This window comes from Roseofilum sp. KMC-1, assembly GCF_057802075.1.
The window spans coordinates 4,111,229-4,128,239 of record NZ_CM173605.1 but is presented as its reverse complement, the minus strand read 5'-3'; the positions used below and the strand labels follow the sequence as shown (position 1 = coordinate 4,128,239).

At 47.8% G+C, this 17,011-nt stretch carries 16 protein-coding genes and 1 tRNA gene; 8 read left to right on the top strand and 9 right to left on the bottom strand.

The window, feature by feature from the left end; translation table 11 throughout:
• The first annotated feature begins 21 nt into the window (after nucleotides 1-21).
• Nucleotides 22-912 (top strand): methylenetetrahydrofolate reductase, encoded by an 891-nt coding sequence (locus tag AC3FZD_RS18960; RefSeq protein WP_488737512.1) that lies wholly within the window; start codon nucleotides 22-24, stop codon nucleotides 910-912.
• A 77-nt stretch (nucleotides 913-989) separates the two neighbouring features.
• Here the strand turns inward: AC3FZD_RS18960 and moeB are convergent, their stop codons facing one another.
• From moeB to AC3FZD_RS18940, 4 genes are all read right to left on the bottom strand, one after another.
• Nucleotides 990-2,162: a molybdopterin-synthase adenylyltransferase MoeB gene (gene moeB, locus AC3FZD_RS18955; protein ID WP_488737511.1), complete on the bottom strand. Its 1,173-nt coding sequence runs from the start codon at nucleotides 2,160-2,162 to the stop codon at nucleotides 990-992.
• 45 nt (nucleotides 2,163-2,207) lie between these two features.
• Entirely contained in the window at nucleotides 2,208-2,693 is a 486-nt protein-coding gene (locus AC3FZD_RS18950) for a M67 family metallopeptidase (protein ID WP_488737510.1), read from the bottom strand.
• Between the two features lie 121 nt (nucleotides 2,694-2,814).
• Nucleotides 2,815-3,075 carry a hypothetical protein gene (locus AC3FZD_RS18945; RefSeq protein WP_488737509.1) on the bottom strand — a complete coding sequence of 87 codons (261 nt, stop codon included), beginning with the start codon at nucleotides 3,073-3,075 and terminating at the stop codon, nucleotides 2,815-2,817.
• A 216-nt stretch (nucleotides 3,076-3,291) separates the two neighbouring features.
• Entirely contained in the window at nucleotides 3,292-3,720 is a 429-nt protein-coding gene (locus AC3FZD_RS18940) for a tetratricopeptide repeat protein (RefSeq protein WP_488737508.1), read from the bottom strand.
• Between the two features lie 339 nt (nucleotides 3,721-4,059).
• Here AC3FZD_RS18940 and AC3FZD_RS18935 point away from each other — a divergent pair, with 339 nt between their 5' ends.
• On the top strand, nucleotides 4,060-4,206 hold the full coding sequence (locus AC3FZD_RS18935) for a hypothetical protein (protein ID WP_488737507.1): 147 nt from the start codon (nucleotides 4,060-4,062) through the stop codon (nucleotides 4,204-4,206).
• Nucleotides 4,207-4,318: 112 nt separating this feature from the next.
• On the opposite strand, the gene AC3FZD_RS18930 is transcribed toward AC3FZD_RS18935, so the two are convergent.
• Nucleotides 4,319-4,801, bottom strand: a complete 483-nt coding sequence (locus tag AC3FZD_RS18930) for a DUF1824 family protein (protein WP_488737506.1) — start codon at nucleotides 4,799-4,801, stop codon at nucleotides 4,319-4,321.
• 110 nt (nucleotides 4,802-4,911) lie between these two features.
• Between AC3FZD_RS18930 and AC3FZD_RS18925 the strand changes: the two genes are divergently transcribed.
• Together AC3FZD_RS18925 and AC3FZD_RS18920 are read left to right on the top strand one after the other, a co-directional pair.
• Nucleotides 4,912-5,991: a glycosyltransferase family 4 protein gene (locus AC3FZD_RS18925; protein WP_488737505.1), complete on the top strand. Its 1,080-nt coding sequence runs from the start codon at nucleotides 4,912-4,914 to the stop codon at nucleotides 5,989-5,991.
• 105 nt (nucleotides 5,992-6,096) lie between these two features.
• Nucleotides 6,097-8,346 (top strand): amylo-alpha-1,6-glucosidase, encoded by a 2,250-nt coding sequence (locus tag AC3FZD_RS18920; protein WP_488737504.1) that lies wholly within the window; start codon nucleotides 6,097-6,099, stop codon nucleotides 8,344-8,346.
• 41 nt (nucleotides 8,347-8,387) lie between these two features.
• Here the strand turns inward: AC3FZD_RS18920 and AC3FZD_RS18915 are convergent, their stop codons facing one another.
• Nucleotides 8,388-9,275, bottom strand: a complete 888-nt coding sequence (locus tag AC3FZD_RS18915) for a 4-hydroxybenzoate solanesyltransferase (RefSeq protein ID WP_488737503.1) — start codon at nucleotides 9,273-9,275, stop codon at nucleotides 8,388-8,390.
• Nucleotides 9,276-9,415: 140 nt separating this feature from the next.
• On the opposite strand from AC3FZD_RS18915, the gene AC3FZD_RS18910 reads away from it, so the two are divergent.
• The 3 genes from AC3FZD_RS18910 (at nucleotide 9,416) to AC3FZD_RS18900 (ending at nucleotide 12,131) form a co-directional block, all read left to right on the top strand.
• Nucleotides 9,416-10,732, top strand: a complete 1,317-nt coding sequence (locus tag AC3FZD_RS18910; RefSeq protein ID WP_488737502.1) for a cytosine deaminase — start codon at nucleotides 9,416-9,418, stop codon at nucleotides 10,730-10,732.
• 113 nt (nucleotides 10,733-10,845) lie between these two features.
• The gene (locus AC3FZD_RS18905; protein WP_488737501.1) at nucleotides 10,846-11,979 is read left to right on the top strand and encodes a patatin-like phospholipase family protein; all 1,134 of its coding nucleotides are present in this window, start codon (nucleotides 10,846-10,848) and stop codon (nucleotides 11,977-11,979) included.
• A gap of 63 nt (nucleotides 11,980-12,042) precedes the next feature.
• A tRNA-Ser gene (locus AC3FZD_RS18900) sits at nucleotides 12,043-12,131 on the top strand.
• 197 nt (nucleotides 12,132-12,328) lie between these two features.
• Here AC3FZD_RS18900 and AC3FZD_RS18895 read toward each other — a convergent pair.
• Both AC3FZD_RS18895 and AC3FZD_RS18890 read right to left on the bottom strand, forming a co-directional pair.
• On the bottom strand, nucleotides 12,329-13,642 hold the full coding sequence (locus AC3FZD_RS18895; protein WP_488737500.1) for a Tudor-knot domain-containing protein: 1,314 nt from the start codon (nucleotides 13,640-13,642) through the stop codon (nucleotides 12,329-12,331).
• A gap of 77 nt (nucleotides 13,643-13,719) precedes the next feature.
• Complete coding sequence (locus tag AC3FZD_RS18890; RefSeq protein ID WP_488737499.1) at nucleotides 13,720-15,003, bottom strand: ATP-binding protein; 1,284 nt, start codon at nucleotides 15,001-15,003, stop codon at nucleotides 13,720-13,722.
• Between the two features lie 383 nt (nucleotides 15,004-15,386).
• Here AC3FZD_RS18890 and AC3FZD_RS18885 point away from each other — a divergent pair, with 383 nt between their 5' ends.
• The gene (locus AC3FZD_RS18885) at nucleotides 15,387-16,424 is read left to right on the top strand and encodes a hypothetical protein (RefSeq protein ID WP_488737498.1); all 1,038 of its coding nucleotides are present in this window, start codon (nucleotides 15,387-15,389) and stop codon (nucleotides 16,422-16,424) included.
• Nucleotides 16,425-16,512: 88 nt separating this feature from the next.
• Here the strand turns inward: AC3FZD_RS18885 and AC3FZD_RS18880 are convergent, their stop codons facing one another.
• Nucleotides 16,513-16,842: an FmdB family zinc ribbon protein gene (locus AC3FZD_RS18880; protein ID WP_488737497.1), complete on the bottom strand. Its 330-nt coding sequence runs from the start codon at nucleotides 16,840-16,842 to the stop codon at nucleotides 16,513-16,515.
• Nucleotides 16,843-17,011 lie beyond the last annotated feature (169 nt).

Below are 17,011 nucleotides of genomic sequence, written 5' to 3'. Positions count from 1 at the left end.
ATAACATTACTTTTTTAAATTATGGTTAATTCTTTTCGCCAAGCCTTACATTCAGGAGAATTTTTAGTCACGGCCGAAGTCATGCCCCCCAAAGGAGGGGACACCAGCCATATGATCGAAATGGCTAATCACCTGAAAGGCCGAGTTCATGCCGTCAATATTACAGATGGAAGTCGTGCCGTTTTACGCATGTGTCCCTTGGCTGCCAGCGTGCTATTATTACAACAAGGGATTGAACCCATTTGTCAAGTCGCCTGCCGCGATCGCAACCGTATGGGCATTCAAGCCGACCTCATGGGGGCCCATGCTTTAGGCATTCACAACATCCTCGCCCTCACCGGAGACCCGATCAAAGCCGGAGATCATGCCGATGGCCGCCCCGTCTTTGAACTCGAATCAGTGCGCCTATTGAAAGTCATTGACCAGCTCAACCAAGGTTTTGATGCTCACGAGAACCCCCTCCCCGACGGCCCCCTCAACCTATTAGCAGGCGCAGCAGTAGACCCCCAACTCGACAGTTGGTCAGGCCTGCAACGCAGATTTAAACGAAAAGTAGACGCAGGCGCTCAGTTCTTCCAAAGTCAAATGGTCACTGATTTTGAGCGTTTAGATAAATTTATGACCCAAGTTGCTTCCAGCTCAAATAAACCCGTTTTAGCCGGAATTTTCCTACTCAAATCCGCTAAAAACGCCAAATTTATTAAACGCTGTGTGCCCGGTGTCCATATTCCCGATTCCCTCATTGAGCGCCTCGACCATGCAGAAAAACCCCTCTTAGAAGGAATGAAAATTGCTGCCGAGCAAATCAAACTCGCTCGCAACATTTGCCATGGAGTCCATCTCATGGCAGTCAAGCGGGAAGATTTAATTCCCCAAATTTTGGACTTAGCCGAAATTAAGCCCCTATCTTAAGGTTTTAGGTAATCAGTATAACGTTGTAGGGGCGAGCGGACGCTCGCCCCTACAGGGTACATCATCTCAAAAGGAAATTAATATTTCGGCACAGAAGGATCGACTTCTTCACTCCAAGCCATAATTCCGCCTTTAATATTAATCCCTTCAATCCCTACTTCTTTCAGAATAGCCAAAGCTTTAGCCGATCGCACTCCCACCTTACACAGAGCCAGCAGCTTATGGCCATTGTACAATTCCTTCACCTTTTCGACCCCTTTTCCTTGTTCAATCTCCGGTAAAGGAATCAACACGGAACCCGGAAGGTTGCAAATATCGTACTCATGGGGATTTCTGACATCAATGAGCAGAATATTGTCTGCACCACTATCGAGCAGGGCTTTCAATTCTGTAACCGTCATTTCTGGAACAGCTCCTTGCTCTTGTGCCTCCTGTTCCCTCGCTTGGGGAATGCCACAAAACTGCTCATAATCGATCAGTTTTTCAATGACCGGGCGCTCTGGATTCGGTCTTAATTTCAATTCCCGGAATTTCATCTCCAGGGCATTATAGAGCAGTAAACGACCGCTTAATGTAGTTTGAGAACCCAGGATAATCTTTACCGCTTCTGTAGCTTGAATCACCCCAATGATTCCCGGTAAAATGCCTAAAACGCCCCCTTCTGCACAGGAAGGAACCATTCCCGGCGGTGGAGGTTCCGGATAGAGATCGCGATAGTTAGGCCCCCCTTCATAGTTGAAAACGGTAGCTTGCCCTTCAAAGCGGAAAATTGACCCGTAAACGTTGGGTTTATTGAGTAAAACACAGGCATCATTCACCAGATAGCGGGTGGGGAAATTATCAGTTCCATCCACTACAATGTCATAGGGTTCAACGATCCCTAGGGCATTTTCTGAACTCAGGCGCGTTTCGTAGAGATCCACTTGGCAATAGGGGTTAATTTCATGAATCCGGTTTTTTGCCGATTCAATTTTGGGTTTGCCCACCCAGGATGTACCATGAATGACTTGACGTTGAAGGTTGGAATGATCGACGATATCAAAATCAACAATACCAATACGTCCGACACCGGCTGCTGCAAGGTAGAGCAACAGAGGTGAGCCGAGTCCACCTGTACCAATACACAGAACACTAGCGGCTTTGAGGCGTTTTTGCCCTTCAAGTCCAATTTCTGGCAAAATTAGATGGCGAGAGTAGCGTTCGTACTCTTCTGGGATCAGTTGAATATCGTCCAGATTAGGATTGAGCATATAAGTTTAGGGGACAAGTTGCAAGAATTTCCCTTATGGAGTCTTTTATTGTAACCCTGTCTTTCCCTCCAGTGGCTCTGTGTTAAGAATGTTTTCGAGTGGCGAGGGTTGGAATTGACCATCTGCGGCTAAAACCCAGCTTTTGATGCTGGTGGCCTGTCCTTGGATGACAGAGACGATGATATAGTGGTAATCCGGCCAAGCTAAGAGGCGATCGCATTCAGACGGTATAGCCGGATGATCGGGATGAGAATGATAGAATCCCACAATCTGGAGATGGCGAGAATGGGCATCTTTTTGCAACTTGAGCAGGGTTTGGGGGGCTATGCAATAGCGCTCCCTCTTCGTCTTTCCCCCTATCCCCATCTCCTCTAACCGCTCTGCCATCTCCTCATTCCAACCATTCTCCGTCCGCACCACCTCCACCACAACCCCCTCAACTTCACCCAACAACACCCCGCAGCACTCCTGCGGATAACACGCCTGGGCATGAGCCACAATTATCTCTAGATGTTCCGATTTGATCTTCATATCAAGTCCTCTGCAATCGCTCCTGTAGGAGCGGGTTTCATTGATGTCCCCTTGCCCAAACCTGCCCCTACAGATACGGGTGTGACAGGTTGTGCCTGTACCTAACCCTGTCTCAACCTTTCTATTTCTCATGGATTGAGGGAACTTTGGAGTCATTCTCTGGAGGCATGACAAACAAATAGGGCAATAAAAACCCAATCACTGCCGCAGCAAATGATAGCGCCGCCGTAATTTGATCCGGACTCAGATAACGACTGAGCCAACTGGAACTTAAAGATTGTACGGGATAATCTGGATCGAGTCCTACCGCTAATTTCTGACTTTTTCCCGCTACTCTCACTTGTACCCCTACAGGATCGGAACTGAGGGCAAAATAGCGCAATTTCTCAATATGGGGTTGGAGGACATGGCGGTTGGTGATAATCCAGATGGTCTCTCCTTCGCGCTTGAAGATCTAACCCGTGCTAGAGTCTGCACCAAGTGCCCCTGGTGCGGTGCTTTCGGTAATGATGCGAACCGTGGAGCGCAGTTCATAGACCAGGGGTTCGTCATCTGGGCTGGGAATATGGGCGAGGTCGCTGGGAGGAGGGGGGGTGCGCTATTGGGACAGGAGGCGCTCGGCTTCCCGGAGGTTGTTTTGGGCAGGGGTGTAGTTGGGGTCGAGTTGAATGGCTTTTCTATATTCGGCAATGGCGGCTTGTAGGTTGCCTTGTTGTTGCAGGGCATAGCCCAGGTTGTAGTGAGCGGCGGCATATTCGGGGTCAAGTTCCAGGGCGCGGCGATAGGACTGCTCCGCCTCCCTCAGTTTCCCTTGGTCGGAGAGGGCAAGGCCTAACCACACATAAGCGACACTATCGGGTTGCTGATTAATGACCCTGCGCCAAATCAATTCTGCTTGAGCATAGTTCCCAGAGTTATAAGCGGCTGCTCCCTGTTCGCGCAACTCCTCAATCGTCTGTGCCACCGTGGCTTGGGGAGTGACCACCACGGCGAGCGTTAACCAAAATGCCCAGAACTTACGAACCACGGTTCAATTAAAAATTAAAAATTAAAAATTAAAAATGGGGGTTGATACTTATTGTAGCGGATTTTTGCAGGTGGGGGGTTTTAAGACACAGATGAATTAGACTAGCTCTAACAGGATAAAAACTCCCCATCCCCCCATTCCCCCATCCCCCCATTCCCCCATCCCCCCATCCCCCCATCCCCCCATCCCCCCATCTCCCCATCTCCCACACCACCCATTATTACCAAACGCAACAGAATATAAAGAATAGTAGCGCAGCGATCCCACTGGTCAGGGAATTGCTATAATCAAAGCATCAGGAATAAATCCAATGATTTCAGTTAAAGAAAGGAGACAGATATGAATATGTTTTCTGCTATAAACGATATCGTGATGTATATGTTTGATGCCATCGGCGCAATCTTTAGCCCCAATCACGATCAATATCCCAGCGTTGGCGTACAACCCTTTAATGGTGATTCCTTGTCCGAGTGGATGGAATTCTAATCCTGTTAGAAACTTTTTGAGAGAAACGCTGAAATTTTATGAATCTGTTGACCCTTCCCAGTAGTCTGTTCCCAAACGGGCTACTGGGTTTCTGCTCCTAGGAGGCGATGAATTAAGACTTAGGAGTGATGGATTGGTCATCAAATAGATTTAATGGGAAATAGCCAAAGGTTCCATTCAGTCGATCGTAATCAGAAGACAAACAAGAAATCAAAACCCCTCGATAGTCACCCGTATAACTATCATGGTAATGGGCTAAAGTCTGGCCATTAAACTTAATATAAACCGGCTCATCGATCGCCGGGAGTTGCACCAAATTAAACGGAACCGGATAGCCCAAAGCGCTCAAATAATGGGCAAGAGCAGTAAATCCTTGGGTTCCCTCATCGGCACAAACCCCGAAATTATGATGATCGGCTAAACTAGCAATATGGATTAAGTGCGATCGCAGTTGCTGCCGTTGCTCTGGCACACTCAGATCCACAGACTCTGGTTGCAGGCTGAACACTTGTAGATACTTAAGGGCAGCTTGGACTTCAAGGCTCAAAGATAACGACACAATGGCTAAGGATAATAGAACAGCAAGCCATATCATAGCGAAACCCGGTCGATCGCAACCGCTTCATCTACACCATTTTTTATTCTGATTCCATTCTTCTGTCCACGCTTTTCTTCATTTCGCTCAAGAGTTGAGCAGGATAAATCATGAGAATTGCCCAAGTTGCATCATTATGGGAGCGTGTACCCCCTCCAGCCTATGGAGGCACAGAATTAGTGGTAAGTTTACTCACAGATGAATTGGTGCGTCGAGGGCATCAAGTCACCTTATTGGCAACCGGAGACTCACAAACCCTCGCTCAGTTAGAACCAGGGTGTGCAAAAGCCCTGCGTCCCTTGGGTGTTTTGCCCCCTGAATATGCAATTTATGAGCAAATGCAGTTAAGCAAAGTCTTTGAGCAAGCCGGTGAATTTGATGCGATCCATTCTCATATGGATTATGCCGCTCTGCCCTATGCCCAGTTTACGAAAACCCCAGTCCTTCATACCTTGCATGGCATCTTTACCCCCTTAACCGAACAAATTTTCAGCCAACATCGCCAGCAGAATTTCATTAGTGTTTCCCATTCTCAACAGCGTCCAGAATTGGGACTGAATTATCGAGCAACAGTTTATAATGCGATCGCCACGGAGCGATTCACCTTTTATCCCCAACCCGATGAACCCCCCTATCTAGCTTTCCTCGGTCGCATGTCCGAAGAAAAAGGCCCCCATTTGGCAATCGAAATTGCCAAACGCACTGGTTGGACGCTCAAAATAGCCGGAAAAGTCGATTTTGCCAGTCAGGACTTTTTCGATCGCCACATTGTCCCCCATATTGACGGTCAACAGATCCAATTTTTAGGGGAAGCCGATCACCAGATGAAAAATGAACTCATGGGACGAGCTTGGGCTACCCTCTTCCCCATAGCCTGGAAAGAACCCTTTGGCTTAGTGATGATTGAATCCATGGCTAGTGGAACCCCCGTCATTGCCCTATCCCTGGGATCGGCTCCAGAAGTCATTGCCCATGGAGAAAGCGGTTTTCTCTGCCACTCCGTAGACGAGTGTATCGAAGCGATCGCCAAAATCCCCACCCTCGATCGTCGGGCCTGCCGATCGCATGTAGAAAATCACTTCAGCGTCAAGCGGATGGTGGATGGCTACGAAGCCGTGTATAACCAACTCTTAAGCGATCGCTTTATCCAAAACGGTCATCTACCCTCTACCGTACCCATCGCCAGCTAAAAGAGGATCGATTGTCATCTACACTACCCATCCCTCAATTGCCGCACCCATCCAGAAATTCCCAACCAAAGCCGGCCCGATTACTCCCCTATCCCTCGAATAACTATGGTTAATCTCGTAGAACTCGACAGTCGTACCTTTGCCCCAGCTCAACAGGTTCCCCTCCCCGAATGGCCCTGTACCCCTGCTGAACGGCAACAACCCACCCTTACCCTCAAAGACAATGACCTATTTTTAGTCACCGATACCCTCGGTAATATTCCCGGTTGTTTAGACCGTACCAACAACACCAGCCTAGGGTTATTTTGTCAAGATACCCGCTTCCTTTCTCGTCTAGAACTGCAATTTCAGGGACAGCCCCTGATCTTACTCAGTAGTACAGCCGGGCGTGGGTTTGCCCTATCATCCCTCTGTTCTAACCCCTATGTGAATCGAATCGAGGCAGAAACTATCGGCATTCAGCGAGAGTTAGTATTACAAGGGGCATTATTTGAAGAACTCACCCTGACCAACTACAGCACAGAGCCGGTAGAGTTTGAATTAAGTCTGAGCTTTGATGCCGATTTTGCCGATCTATTCGCCATTCGCGGGATCGTGCGCTCCCCGATGGGAACCCTGATGCGGCCCATCCATCCCCCAGAAGCAGAAACGGGTGAACCCTCTTTAGTCTTTAATGGAGGTTCGGGAACCACGAAAGAGTTGGTCTTAGCTTATCAGGGACTCGATCGCCAATTAATGGAATCGAGAATCGAGTTTTATCGCACCCAACCGACCGAATTTAAGGGCTATACCGCCCTTTGGAAGGTGCGCTTAGAGTCTCATGAGTCCCAGATTTTGGGCTATCGGGTGCAACCCATGTTGGACAATCAGCCCGTTTCCTCAGTGGGTATACTGGCAAATTTAAGCCAAGCTCTGGTAGCAAAAACCATGGAGTTGCAACAGTGGGGCGATCGCTCCACGCGCATCCGTAGCGATAACCGTTCTTTGAATCAGATTATCGAACGAGCAGGCCAAGATATTGCCCTGTTGATGCAAACCTTCGGCGAGAGTCAAATTCTGTCGGCGGGAATTCCCTGGTTTTCCACCTTGTTTGGTCGAGATTCCATTATTGCCGCCATGCAAACCCTGATCCTCAATCCAGAGACTGCCCGGCAAACCCTAGCCGTTTTAGCCGAGTATCAGGGCAAAGAAACCAATGAGTGGCGCGATGAGGAACCGGGAAAAATTCTCCATGAGTTGCGTCGGGGCGAAATGGCTCGCTGTGGAGAAATTCCCCATACCCCCTATTACGGCAGTGTGGATGCTACGCCCCTATGGTTAATATTGTATGCCGATTATTATAGCTGGAGTGGCGATCGCCCCTGGATAGATCAGTATTGGGATTGTGCAATCGCGGCTATGGAATGGATTGATCGCGCCTGTAAACGCACCGGTTATCTGGGTTATGAGCGCAAGTCCTCTGCTGGACTGGTTAACCAGGGTTGGAAAGATTCCGGCGATTGTATTGTCAATAGCCAAGGAGAGTTAGCCCAGGGTGAGATTGCCTTGGCGGAGGTGCAAGCCTATGTGTATGGGGCCAAAATGCGCCTGAGTGAGTTAGCACAGATTAAGCGAGAATATGAATTAAGCGATCGCTGGCGTAAAGAAGCACAGATCTTAAAAGAAAAGTTCGAGCGCGATTTTTGGATGCCCGAACAGGGCTATTTTGCCCTCGCCCTCGACGGAGAGGGACATCAAGTCGATAGTATTACCTCAAATCCCGGCCATGGTTTGGGTCTGGGGTTCTTTTCCGAAGTCAAAGCCCACAGCGTCGCCGAACGGCTTCAGGCTCCCGATCTCTTTAATGGTTGGGGGATTCGTACCTTAAGCAGTGCTTCCCCTGCCTACAATCCCATGGGCTATCATATCGGCTCCGTCTGGCCCCACGATACCAGTATCATTGCTGCCGGATTGCGATCGCTCGGTTTTACCGCCCAATCCCTAGAACTGGCTCAAGGTCTATTCGATATGATCGCCGCCCAAGCCTACTATCGTCCTCCAGAGCTATTCTGCGGATTTGAGCGCACCCCAGAGAGTAGTCCTGTCCGCTATCCGGTAGCCTGTTCTCCCCAAGCCTGGGCAACCGGAACCGTGTTTCAACTGTTGCAAGTGATGGTGAATTTAGTCCCGGATGCTCCCAATTATTGCTTACGCATCATCAACCCCACCTTACCCGAATCCGTTAATTATTTGTCCTTGACCAACCTTAGAATTGGGCAAACCCTACTCGATCTGGAGTTTGAGCAAGCCAATGGTGCAACCGCTTGTCGAGTTGTGCGTAAACGGGGCAATCTGCGCGTGGTGATTGAAGCGTAGGGTGGGAAGGGGGAATGGGAAGATCCCGTTCCCCATTGCCCCTAACCCAAAAGCGTGCCAGAAATCATGGCTGCTAAGAGAATAAAGCCAATGATGACATTTTGCCCAAAAATTTGACCGTAGAGGCTGGAGGGAACCTCTGGTTGTAGGAGCTGATAAACCTGTTTGCCCCAGACAATAACCGCCAGGCTCCACCCTAACCAAAATGTCCAATCTAGCGCCATGATTTGGCTCTCTAGGGCTAATAAAACAGCAGTTCCGGCAAAAAAGACCCCCACGGCGATCGGGGTGTTATCCCCGAAAAATAGGGCGCTAGAATTGACCCCGATCCGTTGGTCATCTTGGCGATCGGGGAGGGCATACACGGTATCAAAACCGAGAGTCCAGAGGACAACCGCACCCCAGAGTACCCAGGTGGCGGGTTCTAGGTTGGCAGTAATGGCACTCCAGCAAATGAGTACGGCAAAACCCCAGGCAATGGAGAGGACGAGTTGGGGCAAGGGGAAGACTCGTTTGGCAGTGGGATAAAGGACGATGACGGGAACGGCAGCGACGCAAAGAAGAAAACTAAACCGGTTGAGATAGAGGGCTAAGAGGGCAGCACAGAATAGGGCTAAAAGGGCGATCGCCACTCCCACCTGAACTGAGAGAGCGCGAGAAGCTAGGGGACGGGTTTGGGTGCGTTCCACTTCTGGATCGATATTGCGATCCCAAAGGTCATTAATCACACAACCGGCAGCACTGGTAACGAATGTGCCGACAATAATTACACCGACGAGGGGCAGGGGTGGAGTCCCTTGGGCGGCAAGGAATACAGCCCATAGAGCCGGAACCATGAGAATAAAGCGACCGGCGGGTTTATGCCAGCGTAAGAGTTTAATGATACTGAGCCAGGTGGGATCGGTTTGGGATGGTGATGGACTAACCATAGTAATTTAGACTGAATGAGTTGAAAGTAGACAGCGATCGTTATACCGTTTTTCAAGTCAATATACACATTTATTGGCTTGTCAGTCACCCAGGAAAAAAACGCTGTAGATTAGGATAAATACTTGCCATCCTATCCCCCATGACTCCTCCCACCCTCTTAGAGCAAGATCGCTATTGGCTCCACAATGCCCATGTTCCTCTGTCTCTGTTTCTCCCGAAACATTGCCCTCCCACAGCCAAACCGGACTCGGAAAAATTAGTGCAGGTGGATATCCAGATTGAAGATGGCATGATTACGGGGATTTGCGCCAGTGGTAACCGCCCTGTGAGGGATCAAGATGAGGTCTACGATCTCAAAGGGGGTCAAGTTTGGCCGGCTTTTGTGGATATCCATACCCATCTGGATAAGGGTCATATTTGGGATCGTAGCCCTAATCCTGATGGTACATTTGAGGGGGCGATCGCCGCTTCCGTCCAAGATAGCCATCTTTACTGGACTGCCGAAGATCTCTATCGCCGTATGAATTTTGCCCTAAAGTGTAGTTATGCCCACGGAACCCAAGCCATCCGCACCCATCTGGATTTTAGGGGCGAAGAAATGGAAGTGACTTGGGAAGTCTTCCAAACTCTCCGTCAAGAATGGCAAGGCAAAATTGACTTGCAAGCCGTGAGCTTAAGCACCTTAGAACAACTATGTACTCCAGAAGGACAACAGTTAGCCGATCGCCTCGCAGAAATCGGCGGTATTTTAGGGGGAATGCCTCTCATGAATCCTAGTCTAGAGAGCCAACTTAATTCTGTGTTTTCTATGGCAAAACAGCGCAATTTAGACCTAGATTTCCATACCGATGAAAATCTAAATGTAGAAGCGCGTACCCTTTATCACGTAGCACAAAAAGCGCTTTACCATCAATTTCAAGGGACAATTACCTGCGGTCATTGTTGCAGTTTATCGGTACAAACTCCAGAAATCGTCCAAGGAACCCTAGAAGCAGTAAAAGCCGCTAACATTGCCCTAGTCAGCTTACCCCCGTGTAACCTCTACCTGCAAGACCGACAACCAGGCAAAACCCCCACCTATCGCGGAGTAACCTTAGTTCAGGAAATGCAAACTATGGGCATTCCCGTCATGTTCGCCTCCGATAATTGTCGCGATCCCTTCTTTGCCTTTGGCGATCATGATCTGCTAGAAGTCTTTAATCAATCGGTACGAATTGCCCATTTAGATATTCCTTATGGCAACTGGCCCCAAGCCGTGACCACAATTCCCGGTAAAATCATGAAATTACCTTATCCAGTGGCGATCGCCGTCGGTTTACCCGCTAACTTAATTCTCTTCAAAGGGCGGCATTTTACCGAACTTTTAGCCCGCTCCCAACATGACCGCATTGTATTGCGTAACGGTAAACCCATCGATACTACCTTACCCGACTATGCCGAAGTCAATCCTTATTAAACTCCAGTCCAGTGAACCCCGATCCATGAGAGGTTTTGCCCTCTGGCTGAGTTTAACCTAGTACACTACAATTCTTACAGCACCATCTCAAACCCCGATCTCTGAAGCTGAACATGGAATTTATCAAGATCAGTCCCCAACTTCTCGAAGATCAAAACCTCCGACTCACCCAAGCAGAAAAAGAATCCATTTGGAGTCGTTTTCCCGAACCCATAGAGGGTCACTGCGCCGATGCTATCTTTGAAGGGGGAGGAGTACGAGGGGTTGCCCTGCTCGGAGCCTTGCGATGCTGTGAAGATTTAGGCATTCGCTGGAAAAAACTAGCCGGAACCTCCGCCGGTTCCCTAACCGCAGCCCTCTTAGCCGCTAATTTTCCCATCCATGAACTCGAAGCCATTCTCAGCACGATTAACTACGATCGCATCCTATCCAAAAAAACCAGCCCCTTCATTTTCAACGGCGATCCCAGTAACGACCTGCAAGCCCCCTTCTGGATGATTATTTCCTTACTATTGACCCAACAACTCGGTCAATATTCCTCCGATCCCTTTCGAGACTGGATCGCCAAAACCATTAAACCCAAAGGGATTGAAACCTTTGCCGATATCAAAATTCCCGATCCTGAACGAGAGCTGAAAATCGTCGTCTCCAATATCACCCACGCGGAAATGCTCGTCCTACCCGACGACCTCAACCCCAACCTAGATCACCTCACCCCAAAACAAAAAGAAAGTCGGGAAGCCATGCTAAAACAGCATAATCTCACAGATTATCGCCAGTTTGGTATTGCAGAAGCCGTTCGCTTATCCTCTAGTATTCCCCTCTTCTTCAAACCCGAACAACTCGGAGATGCCCATATTCTCGATGGCGGTTTGCTCAGTAACTTCCCCCTGTGGATTTATGATCGTCCTGCTGGCGATCCCCTCAACCCCCCTAAATGGCCAACCTTTGGCTTTCGCTTAATCGATCAAACCCTCAGTCCACCCCAGATTAAAAATGCCCTTGACCTATTTACCGCTTCTCTGCGAGCAATGGCCAATGCTAGAGACCGCTACCATCTGCGCCACGGTGACCAAGGCCGGGTGATTAATATTGATGTCACTGAGGCTAAAGTCACCACCACCGAGTTTGGCCTCAGTTCCAGTAAAAAGGTCAAGCTCTATTGCTTGGGATATAAACAAACCAAAGACTTTTTCCTCAACCATTGGGACTGGAAGCGCCATCTGATAGAGCGCGGATTTGGTTGAAAAAGTTCTTTCATCCTCTTGCTGTTCTCAACGAAGTTTGTTATGATAGCTAATGCTTACCTTGGAGAGGTGGCTGAGTGGTCGAAAGCGGCAGATTGCTAATCTGTTGAAGGTATTAATACCTTCCGAGGGTTCAAATCCCTCTCTCTCCGTCCTTATAATCAATAAATAAGCTGAAAACTGAGTGAATTCATTCCGGGGATGAAGGCAAGCGAGCCGGTTTTAGCTTGCCCTTATGGTGCAATAGGATTAACAGGAACAGTAATCAACCTGTATAAAAACTTAAATGCCTAATGGACAAGAGACTAACCCAGCCCGCTTTTCATCCCGTTTAAACCCAGATGAGCGCCTAACAGATTTCGTCTAAATCGACCCATTCATCCTCAGACTCATCTTCATCAAGATAATGGACTCGATATTGATTACTATCTATCTTTTGAATTCTGGCAGTATACCATTCTTCCTCATCGTCATCCCAGACTTTCACTTTTTGACCCACCGCATACCCGTTATCATCGGCATTTTCAGCATTGCGGGCACGAACATTCTTTTCTTTGACCCATTCCTCCTCTGAGGAACCATAGCCGATATAGTGAACATAGTATTGAGTTTTACCTTTTTTAGCGGTAACTTTCTGGATGGTGGCTTGATACCAATCTTCGTCTTTTTTATCCCAAACTTCAACCGTATCTCCCGCAGAAAATTCGCCCTCTCCATTACTGTCTAAATTCTCTTCATCAGCATCTGCATCAGGAAGCGCTTGCCCTTCTGCTTGCAAGGATTGATAGGCATCTAAAATTAAGCGCTGGGCAACGGTTTGGATGCCGGTATGTTCATAATAGTTCGTGCTTTGATCCAAAAAAGCGGCGACAAAATCGAGATTATCATCGGCTATTTGAATAAAGTTACCCAAATGATTGAAAACATCTTTTGGTGTTAATCCTGTTTGGGCAATTAACTGACTGATCCAACCTTCAATCGCACTAAAGCATTGATTGACAAATCCTAGGCGATCATCAGTTGTCTCACCCGGTATCTCGTCTTTCATCCCGGAAAATACGGGGTTGCTGGCAAGGGTTCCTGAATTAAGTCCTTGAAGAATTACATGAATTTTGGTTAAAAAGTTTGGCCCCAAGGGCAAAATGCCATCAATACAAACTAAAGCAATCATTCGTATTAATCCCGCGTTGTGATAATTTTCAGCGAGAGAATTGGCGAAAACTTGGGGATTGGGTTGGGGAAGACCATTGAGTTTACAAAAAGCAATCACTTCTATGGCAATTTTGAGCAGTAAATCAATGGTTTGAGTGGTGTCTGCTTTGGGGGTAATATTACTCAGAAATGAGACAAAATTTAACTTTTCACCCACTTTATTAGCTAAGGCTGCTGTACCCATAGCGACATCAGCTTTATCAATGGTCTGATATAACCCAACTGCACCTTGGTAGCCTTTGGCTGGATTGAGATACAGAGAGGCAGCGCGATCGCGGATACGCTGAATGGTTTTGGGATCGGTTTCTCCAGTGAAATGGGTAATTGTGGCATCAAATCCGACGAGATTATTCCATTCTCCCGGTGCGACAAAATCGAGGGCGTTTAAGACTTTAACGGTAATGTTATCTTGGGGCAGTTCATCGACAAGCTGAATAATTGATTTTGCCATGGTTTTTTCCTGATGATTAACCTATTGACAGTTTAGCGCTATTGCTTGATTCTAATCTGGGCAAGGGGCAAGAAATTCTAGAGAGTTCGAGACTTGACAAAATCAATAAACTGTCGTGCGGTTCTGCCCGAACGCCCATTATGACGAGTTGCCCATTGTAGGGCTTGATATTCTAATTCTCCACCGGTGAGAGCAAGCTGATTTAGGCTGGCTAAATGTTGCACCATTTGCAGGTAGGTTTTTTGATCGGCGGGTTCAAAGGTGAGGGTTAAACCAAAGCGATCGCTAAAAGAAAGCTTTTCTTGTACTGTATCCCAATGATGAATCTCTTCCGCATCTTTTGGATCGGGGCGATCGCCAAAAAATTCCCGGATTAAGTGGCGACGGTTCGAGGTGGCATAAACAACCACATTATCCGGTCTTTCGGTTAAATTGCCTTCTAAGACCACTTTCAGGGACTTAAAAGCATCATCATCTTCTTCAAAGGATAAATCATCAACAAAGATAATAAATTTTTGCGGCATATGCCGCAGCCGTTCCACAATATCCGGTAAGTCTTTAAGATCGGACTTAGCGACTTCAATTAAGCATAAGCTATCATAGCGATGAATTAAGCCTTTAATTAACGAAGATTTGCCACTGCCGCGACTACCGTACAACAGGACATTTAGAGCCGAATAGCCTGCGAGTAAGGCTTCTGTATTCTGCAAAAGGGCTTGTTTTTGCTCTTCATATCCCACTAATTCCTTCAGTTGAATGCGATCGGGATAAGAAACCCCTTTTAACTCTCCCGACTGCCAGCGTAACGCTCGGTATTCCGAAAAAATGCCCGTGCCATGCTGTTGATAATAGCGGGCTAATTCCGGCAGCGCATCCGCCCAATTTTCCCGGTTGACCAACAGAGGATGTGCAGAAGATTCCATGATCCAGAAAACCGGAGGTTCTGGCAAATCGGCTACCCATTGCACCCACAAACCGATCTGTTCCACCACCGAGGGTTCCCCTTGACAGAGACTTTGTAGCGTCTGTAAATCCTGCTTTGCAGCAGCAATGAGAGGACTGGGAATTTTGGCTAGGGGAAACTGTTGCGCTTGGCTGGTAAAGGGGTTATGGTCTCGGAAAATTTGCGCCAGCAGATAATCTGACCAACTTTTTTGTACATGGGCTAGGGTTCTAAACCAATGACCGTATGCGTTGAGACAGTCGAGGGGATGGGGTTCGGGTTGGTTGAGTTGGTCTAAGAGACTGAGGAAGGCTCGGCCAACTTGATCGTCAAGGACGGTTCGATAGAGGAGTAGGGAGGCGGCTTGATGTTGCAGGGAGGCAATGTGTTGTCGGGCTGAGGGGTTTAGGGTGGTCATAAGCCTTGGATAATCGGATCGGAATTTCTATTGTATATGGAGGATTGGGGCGATCGGCTCAAGGGGGTTCTGTAGCAGTTATTCTGTAGGGGTCAACGGCCGTTGACCCCTACATCTAGAGACTATTTTAAAAATTGAGTTTCGGAATACCACCAAAACTGCCGGGGTAATATTTCCCTAGGCTAGTTCTGAACCTTTTTGGGAAGAGGACTTTTACCGGATTTGGGCGAGGGATCTAGGTGAGCAAGTGTTAGCTTTCTCTTGGCTAAATTACGGAGTGAGGCGATCGCCCATACCCGATCCCTATTTTTTGCCCAACTTTAATATTTTAGAAGAAATCCCTGAAATATAATGAGGTCTATATCTTAGGATTGGGTAAGTTTATGAGTCAAATCATTCAGAAAATCTATTTGCACTGGAGTGGGACTCACTATAATTGGGCAACTCCTGGTCATTACCATACCATCATCATGAGTGATGGCACAGTCAAACGGCACACCGGCTATGACCAAATGTTGCGGACTCATACTTATGCCCGCAACGCTAATTCCGTCAGTATTTGTTGTGCTTGTATGGGAGGAGTCGCTTGGCGAGATTATCCCCCTACCAATATCCAAATTGACAATATGTGTAAAGAAGTCGCATCCCTCGCCCTCGATTTGGGTTGGGGAGCCAACGATATTACGATCTCAACGGTGATGACTCATGCAGAAGCTGCCGCTAATCGAGATTTCTCCAAGTTGCAAGCTTGGCAAGGAACAGGAGTCTCTTTTGCCACCGCTAGAGCCTATGGACTGCCCCATGATAATTATGGCCCCATCAGTTGGCATGATGGATGGCCCGGAGGTACGGCCGAGCGCTGGGACTGGTGGCAAATCAAATCCTCCGATCGCGGCGGTGTTGGGGGTGATATCTTACGGGATAAAATCCGGGGTTTCATGCAAGCTGCTGCTGATCCCGATTTGGAAAAGATTGGAAACTATCAACAGGAAACCGAATGCCGGATTTTCTTTGGGGGAAAAGTCGTTTCTACAGGATACATCCTTTCCGATAATCGCTGTTATGTGCGGTTATTAGACTTAACCTCACCCTTCCAAATCCGAATCAGTACAGTCCAAAATGGGGATGTCCGGTTTATTAATCTGATTTCAGATAAATTCAAACCCAAATATATCGCCGATTCTCCCATTATTCCCAATTTCCCCAATGTTGACATTTACCTGAATCGCCCTCTGGATGTTAACGGTAATGCCATTGGCGATCAAGATTTCCCAGTGCAACCCTTTGTACAAGGCGTTTTATTAAAGCGTTCTACCTATGTCATCTTGGCAGACTTCTGTAAAGAATTAGGGATTGATTATGCTTATCGAGGTGCAGACAAGTCCATCCATTTAGGCACGAAAACAGCCCCTCCGATGTAAATGTTCCCTTGTCTTCGTAAGTATTGCAACAAGGAGCTTCAGCCCCTTGTTGCCGTGCTTTCCACTAAGGGAGCAGAGCCTAGGAAGCTTAGGGAGTCAAATCAGCACTGTTGGCAGAATTTTTATTGCGATAGTAAATCGGATCTTCTCCCTCTTTAGCCGTGACATTTTCGTAAACGCCGTCATCTCGCTTGACTAATTTACTAAATCCTAGATTTTTGTAATCATTATTGCTGGTAGGAACACTGAGCATGGGAGCGCTCAATAAACGGCGAACCGGTGCATCTAAGAGGGTATCTTCCGGATCGATCTGGGCTAATTCACATAGTTTGCCCCAAGTTTCGATCGTCTGATTCAGGGGATGAAAGACTTCGATCCGGCGATTATTACTAGGGCAGAAATAATCGTAGAGAGGCATAGTAATCCGTAAATTGAAAAAAGGTTGATTGATTATTTAGTGTATAGGGGTGAGGGCCAGATTTCAAGAGCGCGATCGGTAGAGCCAAAGATACCGCTTTAGTGTGTTACCCTAGAAGTCCTTAGTACCTGATGGGTAAGGGCTAGGGCAATCGTTTCATCTGAAGGTG

What these genes read in the sequence shown, in the direction of transcription:
- AC3FZD_RS18935 (WP_488737507.1), top strand. Translation starts at nt 4,060, where the DNA reads ATGAATATGTTTTCTGCTATAAACGATATCGTGATGTATATGTTTGAT.
- AC3FZD_RS18960 (WP_488737512.1), top strand. Translation starts at nt 22, where the DNA reads ATGGTTAATTCTTTTCGCCAAGCCTTACATTCAGGAGAATTTTTAGTC.
- AC3FZD_RS18890 (WP_488737499.1), bottom strand. Translation starts at nt 15,003, where the DNA reads ATGACCACCCTAAACCCCTCAGCCCGACAACACATTGCCTCCCTGCAA.
- AC3FZD_RS18915 (WP_488737503.1), bottom strand. Translation starts at nt 9,275, where the DNA reads ATGGTTAGTCCATCACCATCCCAAACCGATCCCACCTGGCTCAGTATC.
- AC3FZD_RS18920 (WP_488737504.1), top strand. Translation starts at nt 6,097, where the DNA reads ATGGTTAATCTCGTAGAACTCGACAGTCGTACCTTTGCCCCAGCTCAA.
- AC3FZD_RS18910 (WP_488737502.1), top strand. Translation starts at nt 9,416, where the DNA reads ATGACTCCTCCCACCCTCTTAGAGCAAGATCGCTATTGGCTCCACAAT.
- AC3FZD_RS18895 (WP_488737500.1), bottom strand. Translation starts at nt 13,642, where the DNA reads ATGGCAAAATCAATTATTCAGCTTGTCGATGAACTGCCCCAAGATAAC.
- moeB (WP_488737511.1), bottom strand. Translation starts at nt 2,162, where the DNA reads ATGCTCAATCCTAATCTGGACGATATTCAACTGATCCCAGAAGAGTAC.
- AC3FZD_RS18880 (WP_488737497.1), bottom strand. Translation starts at nt 16,842, where the DNA reads ATGCCTCTCTACGATTATTTCTGCCCTAGTAATAATCGCCGGATCGAA.
- AC3FZD_RS18925 (WP_488737505.1), top strand. Translation starts at nt 4,912, where the DNA reads ATGAGAATTGCCCAAGTTGCATCATTATGGGAGCGTGTACCCCCTCCA.
- AC3FZD_RS18885 (WP_488737498.1), top strand. Translation starts at nt 15,387, where the DNA reads ATGAGTCAAATCATTCAGAAAATCTATTTGCACTGGAGTGGGACTCAC.
- AC3FZD_RS18905 (WP_488737501.1), top strand. Translation starts at nt 10,846, where the DNA reads ATGGAATTTATCAAGATCAGTCCCCAACTTCTCGAAGATCAAAACCTC.
- AC3FZD_RS18950 (WP_488737510.1), bottom strand. Translation starts at nt 2,693, where the DNA reads ATGAAGATCAAATCGGAACATCTAGAGATAATTGTGGCTCATGCCCAG.
- AC3FZD_RS18930 (WP_488737506.1), bottom strand. Translation starts at nt 4,801, where the DNA reads ATGATATGGCTTGCTGTTCTATTATCCTTAGCCATTGTGTCGTTATCT.